The sequence below is a fragment of the Lysinibacillus sp. ZYM-1 genome, from assembly GCF_001308875.1.
GTDB lineage: Bacteria > Bacillota > Bacilli > Bacillales_A > Planococcaceae > Lysinibacillus.
The window spans coordinates 179,299-195,336 of record NZ_KQ465109.1; the positions used below are offsets into that span (position 1 = coordinate 179,299).

Below are 16,038 nucleotides of genomic sequence, written 5' to 3' on the forward strand. Positions count from 1 at the left end.
ACTACGGGCGAATGCTTTCCGCGCTGGGGTTGAGCTGCTTTCCTCGCTTCGTTGCTGCCGCTTCGCTTTCGCACAGAAAGCAGAAATGATAGAGAAAGAAAATGAACAAAAGTCATCGAGAGTCAACTTCTCGGCTTTTGTCTATAGTCTTAGGCATACACTTGAATGCATGCCTTTTGTTTATGTTGTTGAATGAGGTACACTTTCTGTCATGTCTTTTTTTTCATAATACTCTGGATGCGCTTCTTTTAGGATGGATGAACGTAACATCACGAGTGCAATGGTAATAATAATCACGCTTGTTACAGGTAAAATAATCGTGGCTGGTATTGCATCATATAATATGCCATAAACTACCATACCAATGGGCATCATGGACATTGCCATTGTTTCCATCAGTCCAAAGACGCGTCCGCGGAATTCTTCTGAGATGATTTTTTGCATATACACCCCAATTGGCATATTAATACCTATTTCAAAAATGGCGAAAATAAAGTAAATGATTAGATAAAAACTAACAATTGCAATATAAGAAAAATTCGTGACTAGTGGAATGACCGCCAAGGCCAAACTACCTGCCAATAGCAATAAGCTTATTTTTGAGAAACGTAATGGCACTTTGACTTCTGGTCTTGTCGCAAAATAAATGGAAGCCACAAGCATACCCGCTGCTCCTGATGCCTGAATAAAACCAAAATGCGTAGATTTTACTTGCAGCAATTCAATGATAATGTACGTCCCACCAACAGCGATGGCAGAAAAGAATAGATTAATCCATAATGCCACCCACATGATTGTTTTTATGACTTTACGCTGTTTTATATAATAGAAGCCACTTTTAAGCCCTTCCCACACCTTTTCCTTCTTCACATCTTCGCCTCTTGTACTATATAGTTTAAAATCCATCGTTGCCTCTAAACAAAATGCAATGGCATACGCCACGATATTAACCATTAAAAATACGTCCATATTGAAGAATCCATACATCATGCCGCCAATGACTGGTCCCCCAATGGCAGCCACCGACATCGATAATTGATTAAATGACATCGCGCGCTGTAAACGTTCTGGATTAACAAGCGTAGCAATTGCAGATGAAAACGTGACCCCGGAAAATGCGGAACATATCGTATTAAAAACTGTAGCTATGTAAATAGCATAAACGGATATCCCTACTGTTTCTGTATATAACAGTAATCCCCCTACGGTCAAAATGGTTCCTGCTTGCGCAAGTAAAATCGTCCGTTTTTTTGAAAAATTATCTGCTACATAACCTGCCAAAGGTGCTACGAGAGCACGAGGTAACACAGAACAAATCATATTGGTCGCAAAGCTCATGGCGGACCCTGTCATGGCTAATATATACAAGCTGAATCCAAATGCCATCACATTCGCCCCTAACATGGCAATCATTTTACTCGCTGTAAAAGTCCATAAATGATAGGTCGCCTTTTTTAATTTCTCCACTTCATTCATCCCAAAACCCCTCCATTTTTAACTAGATTAAAAAGTTTAATATTATTAAACAAAATATACCATGACTCCCTCTTTTCATGCAAGAAAAAGTTTAATATAATTAAACAAAAGGAGGCGAGGCAGTGGACTCTTTAGGCGCACGAATTCGCAAATTAAGGAAAGAACGAAAATTAACATTAGAGGCACTTGCTGGTGATCGTCTAACAAAGGGAATGTTAAGTCAAATTGAAAATGAAAAGGCCAAGCCATCAATGGATAGCCTTGACTATATTGCTGAACGGTTAGGTGTAAAGGCTAGTGAATTATTGGAAGAAGTAACACCGTCATCCATTCGTTCACTTTTAGAGCAGGTAGAAATTTTATTTGCAGAGGTAAAATGGGGAGACATAGTTCGTCACCAAGAAATTGTTGATTTAATAAAGCCATCTGTAGAGAGCCTTCCTGATAGTTATGAAGCTGGTCGCTTGTTGTATATTTACGCTGTCACGCAGTATGAAGCGGGAATAAGCTCATGGGAATCTCCCCTCCTGCAAGCGCGCACTGTCTTTAAAGAAATTAATTTACTCACCCATTGGTTCAAAACATACATCCTGCAAATTTCCATATTAGCGGGAAAACGTCACTATGACTTGGCCTATGCCTGTATTTTGCAAGCACAAGAAATTGTTGAACAAGAGGACTATCAGCTCGATTCGCGTGAAGCTTTATCAATGACTTATTATACGAGCATTTTACAGCTTGCCATTGGAGAACATGAAGATGGGAAAAAATTAATAAACGAGACGATTACCAATGCTCATAAAAACCAACTGTTCTATCAAATTGATGATATGTATCGTATTGGGGCCTATTGTGCCATGATTGACCATGACTTTGAACAAGCTGAGCATATGTTTATGAAGCTAGAGCAATATCAGGCATTTGCTGAACGCGTTCAAGTAGATGCTTTCATTTTTATTTTACGAGCACATTATTATAACAATTACAAGCTTAATTATGAACAGGCTCTGATAGAAATAGAGAGATATTATGAGCTCATACATGAAGATTTAGAAATTTTGGATCCAAACTATTATTATGCTGAAAAAGGAAAATCCTTATATTTGCTCGGGCGTTATGAGGAGGCGAAGGCTACATTTGAACATTTTACAAAAATACCAATTTTTATCAGCCATCCGTACGATATCTTAGGCTTAAATGAATGTTTTTCCTATAAAGCTCTTTGCTTTGCACATTTCGGGGAACTTACAACCGCTTATGACATTGCGAAAATGGCATACAACGATTCACTGGATTTAGTTGATTTACCTTATAAACGCAAAATCGAGGAAGTCTATTTGACGATTAAGGCACAAATTGATTCTAACTCCTAATATCAAAGGGATTGCACAAAGTTGTGCAATCCCTTGTTTTTACTTCTGATGATCTTGTTTAATTTGCTTATGAATTTTTCGCAACGCCTTTTTGGATCCACGTTCAATATCATGCTGAAGCTTTCGGTCTTGATAGTCAACAAACAATGTCTCAAGATCATATCCTTCAGGGTATAACTCTGTTGCTGGTAATTCTAATATTATTCGTTTGGCATTGATCTCTAGCATTTGCCCCTTATAAAACACTGTCACATTATAGAACTGATTCATTTCTTTATAAACAAGCCCGACATCATCATAATCCAATAATTTCACTCTGTCCCCTTTAGCAAAATCATTTGTCCCTGACTTGCTAGTTTTCTCAACTTTAGGTTTACGAATTTTACTTTCCTGAACACGTATCATTTGATAATCCTTGTACTTCATATAATCTTTCGCTCGTTGTAAAACCTCTTCACGGACATTCATTTTTTTAGAAATCCATAGAGCATTACTCTCTCCGGATGTGCCAATCATTAATTGATATAAAGGCTCTAATGTTTCACTATTAAATCGCATAGCCGCATTCATAAAATCTGGATGCATCTCTGAAAATCGTTTAATTTCTCCGTAATGTGTTGTCGCTACTGTGATACAGCCCATTTGATAGAACTCTTCCAGAATTGCAATAGCCAGTGCAGCGCCCTCATTCGGCTCGGTACCACTGCCGATTTCATCAAATAATAATAGTGTATGGTTATTGGATGCTCTCATAATGTCGGAGAGATTTTTCATATGGGATGAAAACGTACTTAGCGCATTTTCCATACTTTGATTGTCACCTATATCGACAAAGATATGATCGAATATAGCCAATTCAGTGCCCTCATCTGCCACGATATGAAAGCCTGACATTGTCGCCAATGTTAATAAGCCAATTGTTTTCAGCACAACCGTTTTCCCGCCAGCATTTGGTCCAGTAATAATTAAACTCCTGTAATCTTTCCCAATCGTAAATTGAAGTGGCACAGCATTTCCTGGTAATAAAGGATGTCTACCATTGATTACTTGGATGTAGCCATAATCATTTAGGCGTGGCTCCATGCCGCCAATTTGTCTACTAAATTTTGCTTTAGCAAAGACCATATCATACTGGCTAATCAACTCCATGTTAATATTGATGGCCTGAAGATGTTCCATTAAGAGCCCTGATAAAGATGCTAAAATTTGATACTCCTCCACCGCTTCTTCAGCCTTTAAGGTAGCTAATTCTACATTTAATTTAGCAACAACACTTGGCTCCATAAAAACGGTTGCACCCCTTGAGGAAATTTCTACTACCGTTCCCTGTATATGATTTTTATAGGAAGCCTTAATGGGAATTGTATAGCGATCATCCTTTTGACTAATAAAGAATTCCTGAATGTAGGCTTTGTTGGCACTGTTGTTCAAAAATTTTGTTAAACGTTCTTTTATTTTCTCTTCTGTCGTTTCCATATGATGACGAATACGCTTTAATTCGCGACTAGCAGCCGAGTCGACACGATTGGCCTTTATTGCAAAGTTAATTTCCTCTTCCACGCCTTTAAATTCTGCCATTGAATTAGCGTAAGATGAAAGCACTGGTGCAAAAAATTCCTTATTTAACATGAACTTTTTGATGTTACGACAACCTCTTAAAAAGTCTGACATACTAATTAGCTCACTAGGATCTAAGATCATGCCTTTTGTAAGTTTAGTCATAATATGCTCAATATTGGATACACCTAAAAACGGTACATGCCCCTCTGCATCTAATATCGCACGTGCCTCTGTCGTTTCATTCAGGCGAGTTTTCACAACTGCTAAGCTTGAGCTTGGCATTAATTTATCTAATAGCTGTTTCCCCAATCCACTAACACAATAGGATTTAACAATTTCTTTTAATTCTTGGTATTGTAATTTTTCTAGAGTAGTAAAATTCATTTGTTCATGCTCCTCATTCTGATATTTATCATGCATGAAGATACCTACCCAATATTAGATAGCAATGATGTTTTAAACAAAATAAAAAAGCTGTGAGGAATCCCCACAGCTCTATCTTCAAAAGGCGAGTGTCAAAAGTATTACAAATAAAACCTCATTTTCTGAAGTTTCATCCATAGATGCACCGCTTGATAAAGTATTGTAGGTATCTACATAGGTTTTTGAAATAAATCCATGACAAAATAAGGGGTGTGTTGATAACATAAGTCCCCTGTCGCCATATCATTTATTTCATTTAATTTTTACCTAGTTAGAACCTACCGCACTCACAAAAAGCACCTCGCATTAGTTTTCATTGTTATCTAATTATTGACATCATCTTACTATATGCTGACTAAATTGTAAAGGTGCCAAATATGATCGATACCTTTACGCCCCCATGTCATATTATTTTTATGCAAAATAACAAGCTATCCAGCAGCTAATTCCTATTAGCAAGAATAGCATTTTAGTTTATCTAAAGGGCATTTTATCAAATACTAATGCGATTAAACCCCAAAAGATGGAGCCACTTGAACCCACTCCCTTTCCTCATGTACCTTCGCGTTGTCCCTAATACTAATGGCAATAAAGCCAAGTCCTAAAATAAATAGTACAACTCGCTCCAAAATTAAGCCCCTCTTTTTCCTAATTTACCGGCATATCTTACAAAATCAGCATAAATCTTCAACAAAAAAACCTGTAGAAAAATCTACAAGTCTTTTAAGAAACTGATTTATGATGGGCTTTTCTTGTTTCAATGATTTTGGAACCCGAGAATAGTAGTAAAGCCGCCCAAATAATGCTGAATGCTAAAAGCTCTATCTGACTAAATGGTTCCTTATACAGTACGATACCTAAAATCAACACAATAGTTGGTGAAACATATTGAATAAAGCCTAATAAATACAATGGAATATTTTGTGCACCTTTTGCAAATAAGATTAGTGGCACAGCTGTTACTAAACCACTGAAAATCATCAAAATATCTGTTTTTACGTCAACATGTAAGAACGAGGCTTGATGGGTTGCAAATAAATAAACATAATAGCCTAAAGCAAATGGTAAGATCAATAATGTTTCAATGGCTAATCCTCTTGTGGCATCCAATTTAATTTTCTTTTTCAATACGCCGTAAATAGCAAATGATATTGCAATCAACAGTGCTACCCATGGCACAGATCCATAGTTAATCGTTAAAATAATAACGGCCACAAAAGCAATTCCTGTCGCGACCCATTGTGCACGACTCAGTGATTCCTTAAAGAAAATCACGCCGAAGATAACAGACAATAGCGGATTTATATAGTAGCCTAAGCTTGTTTCAATTAAATGGTTATGCGTTACTGCCCATATATACAAGTACCAGTTCATTGAAATGACGAAGGATGCACCCGCAAGCTGCCAGAAGTGCTTTTGATGTGACCATAAATATTTCAAATCTGCAATGAGATCCTTCCGCATTCTAAATACGATGACAGCCAGTACAGTAAAGACAAATGACCAAATCACTCGGGATAATAAAATCTCCATACTTGGTACATGTTCAAGTAGTTTCCAATATAGAGGAAAGGCACCCCAAAAGGCATAGGCAAAAAATGCCGCCAAAACCCCTTTTTTCTCATTTGACATTGCTATTAACGCTCCTACTCTTAGTGAAATCAATTGCGATCTCACATAATCTTAAACTAGTTAAAGAATAGACTCATTATAGGGCTTTGAGTGGCAGCTGTAAATGCCAAATTTCTAGACATCTTGTTCACCGTCCATCTTTCTGCTCAGATTCTAGCTCAGAGATATATTTACGCACTGTACTATAGCTAATATCTGGATTGATTTGCCGTTTGATGCGGATATGGATTTCCTTTATACCAACCCCTTGCTCACGCATATTTCTGATCATCGACTTCAGAGGACCTGTAAGTGATTCCCTCGACAATGCCGTGTATTTACTTAGTTCAATAAGTAGCTCCGTATTTTGTTGGCGGAGTACCTTCATTTCCTCTACCACACAATTATATTCCGTCACTTTTTTTAGAAGGACTGTGTTTTGTTGCTTTAATTTTTGCATGTCTTCTGTAAGCACTACATTTTGTTTTTTTAACATTTTTCGTTCTTGTTCAATACCATTTTTCTTGTTATCTAAATCTGTATGCCGAACTTTGTACATCTTTTCCTTATGCAATAACTCTAAATAGCGGCTTTGTGGAATAAGCATTAAAGTTTCAGTCGTGTTTAGAGCAAGCGTCCCATCTTCGAAAGACTCATACGAAAATGTAGAGGATTTTATTTTATTTGTCATTACTTCACTCCTCCACGAATCATTTCATGTAATCGTATTGCTTTGTATAACATCTATCCTCTTCCTTTTTCATTTGATAATCATTCTCATTTGTATTTATCATAATCAGTATTTCACTTTTTGTCAAAGATCATTTGTCTCATACAATATAAAAAAGCTTCTTGCAAAAATTACTGCAAGAAGCTTTTAGACTTACATTTTTTTCAATTTCTCATATTCCAATTGCAAACGTTCGATACGTTTACGACCTTCTTCACGATTTCTAGCTGTCTCAGCTTGAATTTGCTTCGTTTCTTGAATACCAGTCATAATCGTTTGCCATGTTGTTTCAATTGTTTCAATTTTAATGCTTGGGCTGCCAGCTTGACGTGCAATATTCACACTGTTTTTACTAATATTTTCAGCATTACGCACAAGCATTTCGTTTGTACGACGGTCCAGCTCAACCATAGAATCGGAAATCAGCTTTTGGCGTTTCAATGTGACTGCATGAATCAACCCTTGTTTAAAAATTGGAATCGTTGTTACAAAGGCAGAGTTAATCTTTCCAATTAAATGGTTATTCCCCTGCTGCATTAAGCGAATTTGAGGTGCTGATTGGAATGATACTTGCTGCGCCATTTCTAAATCATAGCGGCGTTGCTCTAATAATTCCACTGCTCGTAGCATTGTTTCATATTCCATTGCCGCTAATTGATCGCCTGTTTGAGCTTTTTGTTCAAGAGCTGGTAATGATGAGCGAACATCTTCTATCTTTACTTCAATCGCAGCAACAAATTTGCTTAAAGACTGGAAGTAATTTAAGTTTTGGTCATATAGATTTTCAAGGTCGATGGTATTACGCTTCATTTCACCTTCATATTTTTGAATTTCGCGGTAAATGACATCGACTTCCTTGTTCATGCTGTCATATTTAGATAAGAATCTTTCCAATTGCTCTTTTCCTTTATTAAAGAGCTTGGAGATGAAACCACCTTTTTTCTCCTCCGAGAAATCTTGCGGATCAAATTTATCCATAATTTTATTCAGATTATTTAATAGGACACTTGATTCTTCTAGCTTACTGGCTTTCATAGTGGCTAGCATTTTATCTGAAAACATGGAGATGCCACTTGCTGTTTCTTTACCAAGCTCTAGCATGGCAATTTGATCTTTGACATCAATTCGTTGTGCAAGTGCATGAACCTCTGGATCTTTCTTTAACATCAGCTGATTTTGTGCAATTTGTGATAACTCTTGCTCCGACACAAGTACGGGCTTTTGTTCAGGTTCTTGTTGCGAAAGTGGATTCGGCTGTAATAAAGGATTTTCGGTAGCGAATGGATCCTTGGATTTTAAAAGATCATTGTTGAATTCAGACATACGTATTACCCCCTGCGATTTATCTCTACTATTTTACTTACGTTTACCCTGTAAAAAAGTTTCATTCTGTTAGAAAGACAAATTCAATTTCGTGTTCTCTTTTTAAATTATAGCTTTTTTCTAAACAAAATTCGACTAATTCCGTAAATTCCTTTACATTGTTTGCTAGCATTGGCATTAAACAACAAAAAAAGCAGCTACATGATGGATGTAGCTGCTCATACCTTAAGTTGTTACCTTTAATACTGTTTTAATTTTTTGAATCACACCGCCTGAGCTATATGTCAGCACACTGCGTTTATAGAACGATAAACTAAATAGATACACGACAACAATCGTTGCTATTAAAATACCTAATGAAAGTAGTGGCACAATGCCTCCGATATCTGTAGCACCAATACGCATTGGCATGATCATACCTGACGTTAGTGGGATATAAGAGAATATTTTAATGATAATCGTATCTGGATTACCCATCCCTGTTAGCATTACGTAGAAACCAATAATCGTAATAATCATGGCAGGCATTAATACTTGACCCGCTTCTTCTACTTTTGATACTAATGAGCCGAATAATGCTCCAATGATAAGATAAAGGATAACCGTTAACAATAAGAAAACTATGGCATAGATGACATAACTAACTGATAGTTCCTTAACAATGTCAGCCGCCATATCCCATACAATTCCGCCTTTGATAAATTTCGCATAGAACAAGAATACTGCACCTAAAATGCCCATCTGTGTTAACGCCAATAATAATACGCCTGCGATTTTTGCTTTAAAATGAGTAGTTGGTTTGACACTTACTAAAAGCATTTCCATTGCTCTTGAACCTTTTTCAGAGGCAATTTCAGTCGTAATCATCGATAGGAATGTAGAGATAAAGAAATAAATTAAAATCCCAACTGCATAGGAAACAACTAACCCTGATTGCTTTTCTTCTTCACTCTTTCCACCTGTTGATTCCTCGTTTAAGTTTTTAGTCGAAATCGTCGTTTGAGCAGCCATAATATGTGCAGCCTGTTCAGGTGATAACGATAATTGCTGTACCGCATAATGCTGACCAGCATACTGTAATAAGGATGATAATGTCGATTGATCGTTTAATTTCAGTGGCGTAAACGTTGCAATTTCCGCTTGTAGCTGACCATCCTGATCATTAATTGTCACAATGGCTTCTAATTTACCGTCTTTTACTTTTTTTTCAAGTGCCGATTTATCTTTTTCATCTTGGATAAATGCCATATCCCCATTGGATACAAAAATACCACTTAAATCAGCAGACGTTTCATTGACAATGGCAATTTGCTGCGCTTCATCATCACCCGTAAAAAGCTCTTTAATTTCAGACCAGAAAACAGCCACAGACATGACCAGAACATATAAACATGTCATTAAAATAAAGGATTTTGATTTAATTTTTGATTTATATAATTGTTTCATTAATAAATTAAACTTCGACAACATTGCCACCTACCTTATCTTTAAAGATTTCATCTAATGATAAATAATCCAAGCTGAATTTCTCAATATACTTCCCATTGGAAAGTTGCTCAAAAATACTTTGCGCAAAGCTTTCATCTGCTAACGTAAGAACCGTTTGCTCCTTCTCTACACGTACATCTTTGACGCCTTCTAACCCCAATAGCTGTGTTGTTGACCAATCTGTCCGAACTGCCAGCTTTGTTTTGCCATATTGTTTCTTTAAATCTAGTAAGCTACCAGAAAATAAAGAAACACCTCTTTTTAATAAGCATAAATGATCACAAAGCTCCTCAACATTATCCATTTGATGGCTAGAGAACAGAATTGTTGTGCCCTGTTCCTTTAAAAGTAGAATGGCATCCTTCAGTAAGTCCTTATTAACGGGGTCCAATCCACTGAATGGTTCATCCAAAATCAAAAATGCAGGTTGATGGATAAAGCTTGCAATCAGCTGTACCTTTTGTTGATTCCCTTTTGACAACGTTTCGGCCTTGTCTTTCCGCTTTTCTTCCAGCTCAAAACGTTGAATCCAAAAATCAATTTCTTTTTTCAGCTCCGCTCTTTTCATACCACGTAACTCACCAAAAAAGTACAGTTGTTCCTCTACCTTCATCGTTGGGAAAATACCACGTTCCTCTGGTAAATAACCTAGAACATCTCGGTTAATAGCATTAACCGGCTGACCATTCCATGTAATTGTACCTGCCGTTGTCTCCTGTAAATCTAAAATCATTCGGAAAGTGGTAGTTTTCCCCGCACCATTTTGACCAATAAGACCAAAAATTTCACCCTTTTCAATCGTAAAATTCAAATCATCCACAGCCGTAAAATCTTTGTACTTCTTCGTGACATGCTGTAACTGTAAAGTCATATTGTTATCCTCCTTATCCTTCGAATATATGTAAATTTTCTTTCAATCTTTTTTTACGGTTTTCATTTTTAATAATAGAGATACAAGCCATTATGGATACAATAAAATTCATACATCCTACACTGGCGTTTAATAATCTTACAGATGGTCCCCAAGTTCCTATCGAAAGATTATAAAGACCAGCCATTATATTTAATAGCAACAACAGTATAAAAATACGATTCATCGATTTTAAATAGCTAATTTTAGATGTAGTATCCGAAAATAATTCAAATGGTCCTTCTGATTTTGGTTTTCGGTAATACGCCCAGCCACCAAATCTGTAAACACATTCTATATTCATCGTATCTAGAAACTCAAAATAATCCTTTGATTTCCTTTTCACAAATTCATTTCGATAAATATATTGACCAGGTGTCCCTTTTTCAAACACAAAATAACCTACTACATTCTTTTTTAAATTCCACCCCCGATCCGCCATTTCATTGACCCACCGTTCTTCTTTTTCATAATCAATAAAAAAACGATACACTCTTTTTTTCATTTGATCTCACTCCTAAAATGAAGTTAAGCTTCCTTTTTCATTATTTTCTGATTTCCCGGAAAATAATGACCGCTCCATTAATCCGAAAATACATTTAATTCTCTCTTTAATCGATTGCGGACACGCATAAGCTTATATAATGGGAGAGAGAATAATATAACAACAACTAGGTTCAACATATTCAGTGTGAAACCTACCCAGTCCGTCGTTTGTTCGGAAAAGTCTCCAATCAAACCGATTATGCCGATGAATAAATTAAGTAGAATAAGAGAAAGCAAGAAAGTCATCTTTTTTGACAGGTTTCCAATTTTTGTTTTTTTATCAGTATACAGCTCAAATGGCCCTTCTTTTGCTGCTTTTCTAAAAAAAACAAAATTACCAGAGCGGTCAACTTGTTCAATGCCAGAAGATTTGAGAAATTCGAGATAATCCTCTTCATAGTGCTTATCAAATCGCTCCATTTCATCATGGCGATAAATATAGCTTGCCGGTTCACCACGTTCAAACGTAAATCGAATCCAAGTGAATTTTTTCAAATGCCAGCCCTGACAAGCCATGTCATTAACCCAATTCTCAATTGCATACGGATTAATCATCAATCGATATCTATGCATATTATTCAACTCCCTTCGTTATACGGATGCCATTGTCAAAAAGTTCCCTTAATCTCAAAATTTCAAATTCAACGACAGATTTTCCAGTTTCGGTAATAATATATTCTTTTTTTCTGCCATCGTCATCAAGAGCCTCAATCCATCCTCGTTCTAGCAAAGTCTTAATGGCACCATAAATGGTTCCTGCGCCTAAGCGTACTCGCCCATTGCTCATTTCATCTACTAATTGCATGATGCCATAACCATGTCTAGCCTCATACAAAGCTAATAAAATATAATAAACGCCTTCTGTTAACGGCGGATGCTCCTGTGTCATACAATCCCCCTTTATATCGTCCATCAATATATCGTCAGCCGATACATTTAAAATATATCAGCAGTCGATATAGTTGTCAATGCTCTTGTTACCTATTATTCCCTTTAATCGAATGATTATGTTGCAGAGAATCATGCACTATGCTAGCATGTAAGTAATTACTTGCATGAAAGGAAGTTTATTTTTGACAACAAAGGGAACCGCAGAACGAATCATCGAAGCTGCTCTACAATTGATTAGTGAAAAGGGCTATACTGCTGCCACAACGAAAACTATTGCTGAATTAGCCGGCGTCAATGAAGTTACCCTTTTCCGCCATTTTGGCAACAAGCGTGGCCTCTTGAAAGCCATAGTTGAACAATTTTCGTACTATCCCGTTTTACAACAGGAGATCAATCAAAATGTGACGTGGGACTTAGAAAAAGATTTATATAACTTCTCTTTAAAGCATTTTGAATTTTTAATGTCGATTAAAGACTTGGTGATGATTGGCTTTAAGGAGTCCATTCAGTTTCCTGAAATAAGTGAGGAAATTGCGAATATTCCTCTTCTGATCAAAAAGGAACTCTGCCAGTACTTTCAAGAAATGCAACACCGAGGGAAAATTAGAGAGGTTAATGTTGAAGCTACAGCGTTATCGCTTATTGCCCTTAATTTTGGTCATTTTATGTCACGTGCACGCCTTGGTACCATGGTGTCTGACATACCAACCGAAGAACTATTACAGACAAGTGTTGCTATTTTTTCTAGGGGACTCGTTTCCTAGAAAAAATTTCTCCTTTCAATGCAAGTAAGTACTTACTTTATTAAAGAGGTGATTAGAAATGAGAGGTTTACAAACTTTATTGCGAGTTCGTGAAACATATATTGGCATTGTTGCTGCCATTGCCTTTCAATTAATTTTCTTTACAATCTGGATGACAGCCTATGACGGTGTCAATGAACGAGCAGATCAATTATCTATCGGCTTTATTTCGGAAGACACGGGAATGGGGCAACAAATTGCGAAGGATATGAAGGACAACATTCCATTTACGTTAAAAGAATATTCGTCTATGAAGCAAGCAGAACAAGCACTCAATGAACGTCAAATTAATATGATTATGCAAATACCAGCTAATTTTACTAATCAACTTCAGACTGGAAAAGAAGCTGAAATCATTTACGCGATTAATCAGGCCAATGCAAGTGTTGCGAAAAACATGATGGAAGGTGTAGCAAAGCAATTAACAGAAGAAATAAATCAAATGCTCTACCCATTACAACAAAATCAGGCGATTGAGGTTTTTTCCCAGCAATTTGCCCAGCTTCCATTTGAGCAAAATACCTCACAGCAAATAAACGCTTCTGTCAAAACAACCGTGATGACAGTTAAAGATCACGCAGTCGATGCTACCATTATTAAAACGAATGATGTGAAGGGATTTGCGGCAAATTTTGTCCCACTTATGGTCATCATCTCCTCCTTTGTAGGTGCGATGGTGATGATTATGCAACACCATCAAGCCGCCCAAATGGTGCAAAGTAGTCTTTCCAAGTGGCAATTGTTTTTAGCACGACAGCTGCTCAATGTTGGAGTCGCCCTTACTCTACCATTTCTTACAATCGGTTTAATGCATCTATTTAATATTTCAAGCAATGAAAGCTTTCTATCTATCTATTTCTTCCAATCCGTGATGTTCCTAGCTTTCCTTTGCCTTGCACAAGTTTTCGTTATTCTCTTTGGAAATACGGGCATGGTCTTCAACATTTGTGCCCTATCGCTCCAATTAGTAACCTCAGGTGTGCTCGTTCCCAAAACCATGCTATCTGAAGGTTACAAGCAAGTAGCTGCCATGCTACCCGCTACTTACGGTGCTGATGGCTATTACACCATTATTTTTGGAGGAAGTGCCGATAATTTACTACAAAATAGTAGCTCCTTAGGCATCATTATCCTTGTCACTATGGCAATCGCTACAGTGGTCATGGCAATGAAGCCCACACCCGCTCTATCATCTAGTTAGTGGTAATTATATAGCCCCTCGCTCTGTTCTTTTGGTAGATGGACGGGGTGGGGGCTATCCAGCAGTTTGAGCGTTTTATCCATCGATTTCTGCTCTATCCGTCACTTAAGGCGTTTTATCCGTCACTTTCACCTCTCTATCCGTCACTTTTGCCGCTCCATCCGCCACTTCAAACGTTCTATCCATCACCTCGAACATTTTTCAAAATCGCAGCTAATTGCTGATTTAAAATACTCACGCTGTCGCTAAAATCACCTCGATACCATTGGATGATGAGCCCGATAATCGCGTTTGCTTGATAGGCACTATAATAATCAATCGAAATCTGTTCAGCCATTTGATGTTCGTGATGCGTTGTGATATCCCGCTTTAACAATGCGTAAATCCCATCAAACAGCATGTAGTAATACGTCAATGGGACGTTTTTAGAAAATACAATACGATAAAACATTTTAAAGCGTTCAATATGGTGGAAAATACGAATAGTGTTCGGATCTAGTTGATGAGTATCCAACGTTGTCACAGCACGATAAGGCTCTTCATAGGACTGATATAAATCCTCCATAATCTCTTGAAAGTATTCTTCAAAGAGCCCCTCTTTTTGCTCGTAATGCAAATAAAAAGTTCCCCTATTCACCTTAGCCTCTCTACATATTTCAGCAATGGATATTTGCTCCAATGGCTTTTGACTAAGCAGCGTCAATAAGGCTGCATGCAAGGCTTGCTTTGTTTTAATAATTCGTAAGTCTGTCGTGCGCAATTTTTTCAGCTCCTTATAAACAGTTTTTCCAAAAGTGTTGATTACTCAACACATCCAGATATTTTGCATATTGAAATCGCTTTCAAATTTATTATATGATTTTAATGAACAGATGTTCAATATCTAACTAAAATAGTATGAGGAGGTCTTTGAGATGAGATTAGAAGGTAAAGTAGCTATTGTGACAGGTGCAGCTTCAGGCATGGGGAAAGCTATTGCAGAAGGTTATGCAAAAGAAGGTGCTAAGGTTGTCGTTTCAGACTTAAATTTAGAGGGTGCCCAAGCTGTTGTAGAAGGCATTCAAGCGGCTGGAGGTACAGCGTTTGCTATTCAAACAAATGTCGCATCAACAGAAGACTTGCAACGTTTATTTGATGAAACAAAAAGTAACTATGGACAATTAGATATTTTAGTCAATAATGCAGGTATCATGGATGGCATGGAACCAGTTGGTGAAATTTCCGATGAACGTTGGGATAAAGTATTTGCAGTTAATACTACAGCAGTAATGCGTTCAATGCGTATGGCAACAGAAATTTTCCTGGCACAAGGGCATGGTGTCTTTGTTAATAATATTTCTGCTGGTGGCTTATATGGTGCACGAGCTGGAGCTGCGTATACAGCTTCGAAACATGCTGTTGTTGGGTTAACAAAGAATACAGCCTTTATGTATGCCGATAAAAATATTCGCTGTAATGGTATTGCACCAGGGGCAGTTATGACGAATATTGCCTCCTCCATGACAAATATGAGCCAAACAGGTGCAGCACGACAAGCACTTGGTTTATCGATTAATCCACGTGCTGGTCAACCAGAAGAAATCGCTCAATTAGCTATTTTCCTTGGCTCTGACGAAGCAAGTTTTGTGAACGGGCAAGTCATTGCTGTGGATGGTGGCTGGACAGCTTATTAAAATAGAAATAGCACGCACTGTGATTAATAT

Annotated in this window: 15 protein-coding genes; 4 read left to right on the forward strand and 11 right to left on the reverse strand. The window is 37.2% G+C overall.

Translation table 11 applies throughout. From position 1 onward, the window contains the following. Positions 1–180 precede the first annotated feature (180 nt). Positions 181–1,476, reverse strand: a complete 1,296-nt coding sequence (locus AO843_RS04970) for an MFS transporter (RefSeq protein WP_054610051.1) — start codon at positions 1,474–1,476, stop codon at positions 181–183. A 122-nt stretch (positions 1,477–1,598) separates the two neighbouring features. On the opposite strand from AO843_RS04970, the gene AO843_RS04975 reads away from it, so the two are divergent. After that, on the forward strand, positions 1,599–2,849 hold the full coding sequence (locus AO843_RS04975) for a helix-turn-helix domain-containing protein (RefSeq protein ID WP_054610052.1): 1,251 nt from the start codon (positions 1,599–1,601) through the stop codon (positions 2,847–2,849). 39 nt (positions 2,850–2,888) lie between these two features. Here the strand turns inward: AO843_RS04975 and AO843_RS04980 are convergent, their stop codons facing one another. The 9 genes from AO843_RS04980 to AO843_RS05020 all read right to left on the reverse strand — a co-directional run bounded on the left by AO843_RS04980 (position 2,889) and on the right by AO843_RS05020 (position 12,329). Continuing rightward, entirely contained in the window at positions 2,889–4,793 is a 1,905-nt protein-coding gene (locus AO843_RS04980; protein ID WP_054610109.1) for an endonuclease MutS2, read from the reverse strand. 762 nt (positions 4,794–5,555) lie between these two features. Further along, complete coding sequence (gene rarD / locus AO843_RS04985) at positions 5,556–6,464, reverse strand: EamA family transporter RarD (protein ID WP_054610053.1); 909 nt, start codon at positions 6,462–6,464, stop codon at positions 5,556–5,558. Between the two features lie 127 nt (positions 6,465–6,591). Further along, on the reverse strand, positions 6,592–7,134 hold the full coding sequence (locus AO843_RS04990) for a hypothetical protein (RefSeq protein ID WP_054610054.1): 543 nt from the start codon (positions 7,132–7,134) through the stop codon (positions 6,592–6,594). 192 nt (positions 7,135–7,326) lie between these two features. Next, positions 7,327–8,496, reverse strand: a complete 1,170-nt coding sequence (locus tag AO843_RS04995; protein WP_054610055.1) for a toxic anion resistance protein — start codon at positions 8,494–8,496, stop codon at positions 7,327–7,329. Positions 8,497–8,721: 225 nt separating this feature from the next. Then, entirely contained in the window at positions 8,722–9,966 is a 1,245-nt protein-coding gene (locus AO843_RS05000; RefSeq protein ID WP_082389392.1) for an ABC transporter permease, read from the reverse strand. Beyond that, complete coding sequence (locus AO843_RS05005) at positions 9,950–10,855, reverse strand: ABC transporter ATP-binding protein (protein ID WP_054610057.1); 906 nt, start codon at positions 10,853–10,855, stop codon at positions 9,950–9,952. Before AO843_RS05005 ends, AO843_RS05000 begins: the two co-directional genes overlap by 17 nt. 13 nt (positions 10,856–10,868) lie before the next feature. Further along, on the reverse strand, positions 10,869–11,399 hold the full coding sequence (locus tag AO843_RS05010; RefSeq protein ID WP_054610058.1) for a DUF2812 domain-containing protein: 531 nt from the start codon (positions 11,397–11,399) through the stop codon (positions 10,869–10,871). A 77-nt stretch (positions 11,400–11,476) separates the two neighbouring features. Then, positions 11,477–12,013 (reverse strand): DUF2812 domain-containing protein, encoded by a 537-nt coding sequence (locus tag AO843_RS05015; RefSeq protein ID WP_054610059.1) that lies wholly within the window; start codon positions 12,011–12,013, stop codon positions 11,477–11,479. 1 nt (position 12,014) lies between these two features. After that, a complete protein-coding gene (locus tag AO843_RS05020; protein ID WP_054610060.1) occupies positions 12,015–12,329 on the reverse strand; it encodes a PadR family transcriptional regulator in 315 nt (104 codons plus the stop codon). Between the two features lie 166 nt (positions 12,330–12,495). On the opposite strand from AO843_RS05020, the gene AO843_RS05025 reads away from it, so the two are divergent. Both AO843_RS05025 and AO843_RS05030 read left to right on the forward strand, forming a co-directional pair. Continuing rightward, positions 12,496–13,095, forward strand: a complete 600-nt coding sequence (locus AO843_RS05025) for a TetR/AcrR family transcriptional regulator (RefSeq protein ID WP_197278873.1) — start codon at positions 12,496–12,498, stop codon at positions 13,093–13,095. A 58-nt stretch (positions 13,096–13,153) separates the two neighbouring features. After that, the gene (locus AO843_RS05030; RefSeq protein ID WP_054610062.1) at positions 13,154–14,335 is read left to right on the forward strand and encodes a YhgE/Pip domain-containing protein; all 1,182 of its coding nucleotides are present in this window, start codon (positions 13,154–13,156) and stop codon (positions 14,333–14,335) included. Between the two features lie 178 nt (positions 14,336–14,513). Here the strand turns inward: AO843_RS05030 and AO843_RS05035 are convergent, their stop codons facing one another. Then, entirely contained in the window at positions 14,514–15,095 is a 582-nt protein-coding gene (locus AO843_RS05035; protein WP_054610063.1) for a TetR/AcrR family transcriptional regulator, read from the reverse strand. Between the two features lie 154 nt (positions 15,096–15,249). Between AO843_RS05035 and AO843_RS05040 the strand changes: the two genes are divergently transcribed. Then, positions 15,250–16,008 (forward strand): SDR family oxidoreductase, encoded by a 759-nt coding sequence (locus AO843_RS05040; protein ID WP_054610064.1) that lies wholly within the window; start codon positions 15,250–15,252, stop codon positions 16,006–16,008. Positions 16,009–16,038 lie beyond the last annotated feature (30 nt).

Coding starts and splice junctions, on each gene's coding strand:
- AO843_RS04970 (WP_054610051.1), bottom strand. CDS start 1,476: ATGAATGAAGTGGAGAAATTAAAAAAGGCGACCTATCATTTATGGACT.
- AO843_RS04980 (WP_054610109.1), bottom strand. CDS start 4,793: ATGAATTTTACTACTCTAGAAAAATTACAATACCAAGAATTAAAAGAA.
- rarD (WP_054610053.1), bottom strand. CDS start 6,464: ATGTCAAATGAGAAAAAAGGGGTTTTGGCGGCATTTTTTGCCTATGCC.
- AO843_RS04990 (WP_054610054.1), bottom strand. CDS start 7,134: ATGACAAATAAAATAAAATCCTCTACATTTTCGTATGAGTCTTTCGAA.
- AO843_RS04995 (WP_054610055.1), bottom strand. CDS start 8,496: ATGTCTGAATTCAACAATGATCTTTTAAAATCCAAGGATCCATTCGCT.
- AO843_RS05000 (WP_082389392.1), bottom strand. CDS start 9,966: ATGTTGTCGAAGTTTAATTTATTAATGAAACAATTATATAAATCAAAA.
- AO843_RS05005 (WP_054610057.1), bottom strand. CDS start 10,855: ATGACTTTACAGTTACAGCATGTCACGAAGAAGTACAAAGATTTTACG.
- AO843_RS05010 (WP_054610058.1), bottom strand. CDS start 11,399: ATGAAAAAAAGAGTGTATCGTTTTTTTATTGATTATGAAAAAGAAGAA.
- AO843_RS05015 (WP_054610059.1), bottom strand. CDS start 12,013: ATGCATAGATATCGATTGATGATTAATCCGTATGCAATTGAGAATTGG.
- AO843_RS05020 (WP_054610060.1), bottom strand. CDS start 12,329: ATGACACAGGAGCATCCGCCGTTAACAGAAGGCGTTTATTATATTTTA.
- AO843_RS05025 (WP_197278873.1), top strand. CDS start 12,496: ATGAAAGGAAGTTTATTTTTGACAACAAAGGGAACCGCAGAACGAATC.
- AO843_RS05030 (WP_054610062.1), top strand. CDS start 13,154: ATGAGAGGTTTACAAACTTTATTGCGAGTTCGTGAAACATATATTGGC.
- AO843_RS05040 (WP_054610064.1), top strand. CDS start 15,250: ATGAGATTAGAAGGTAAAGTAGCTATTGTGACAGGTGCAGCTTCAGGC.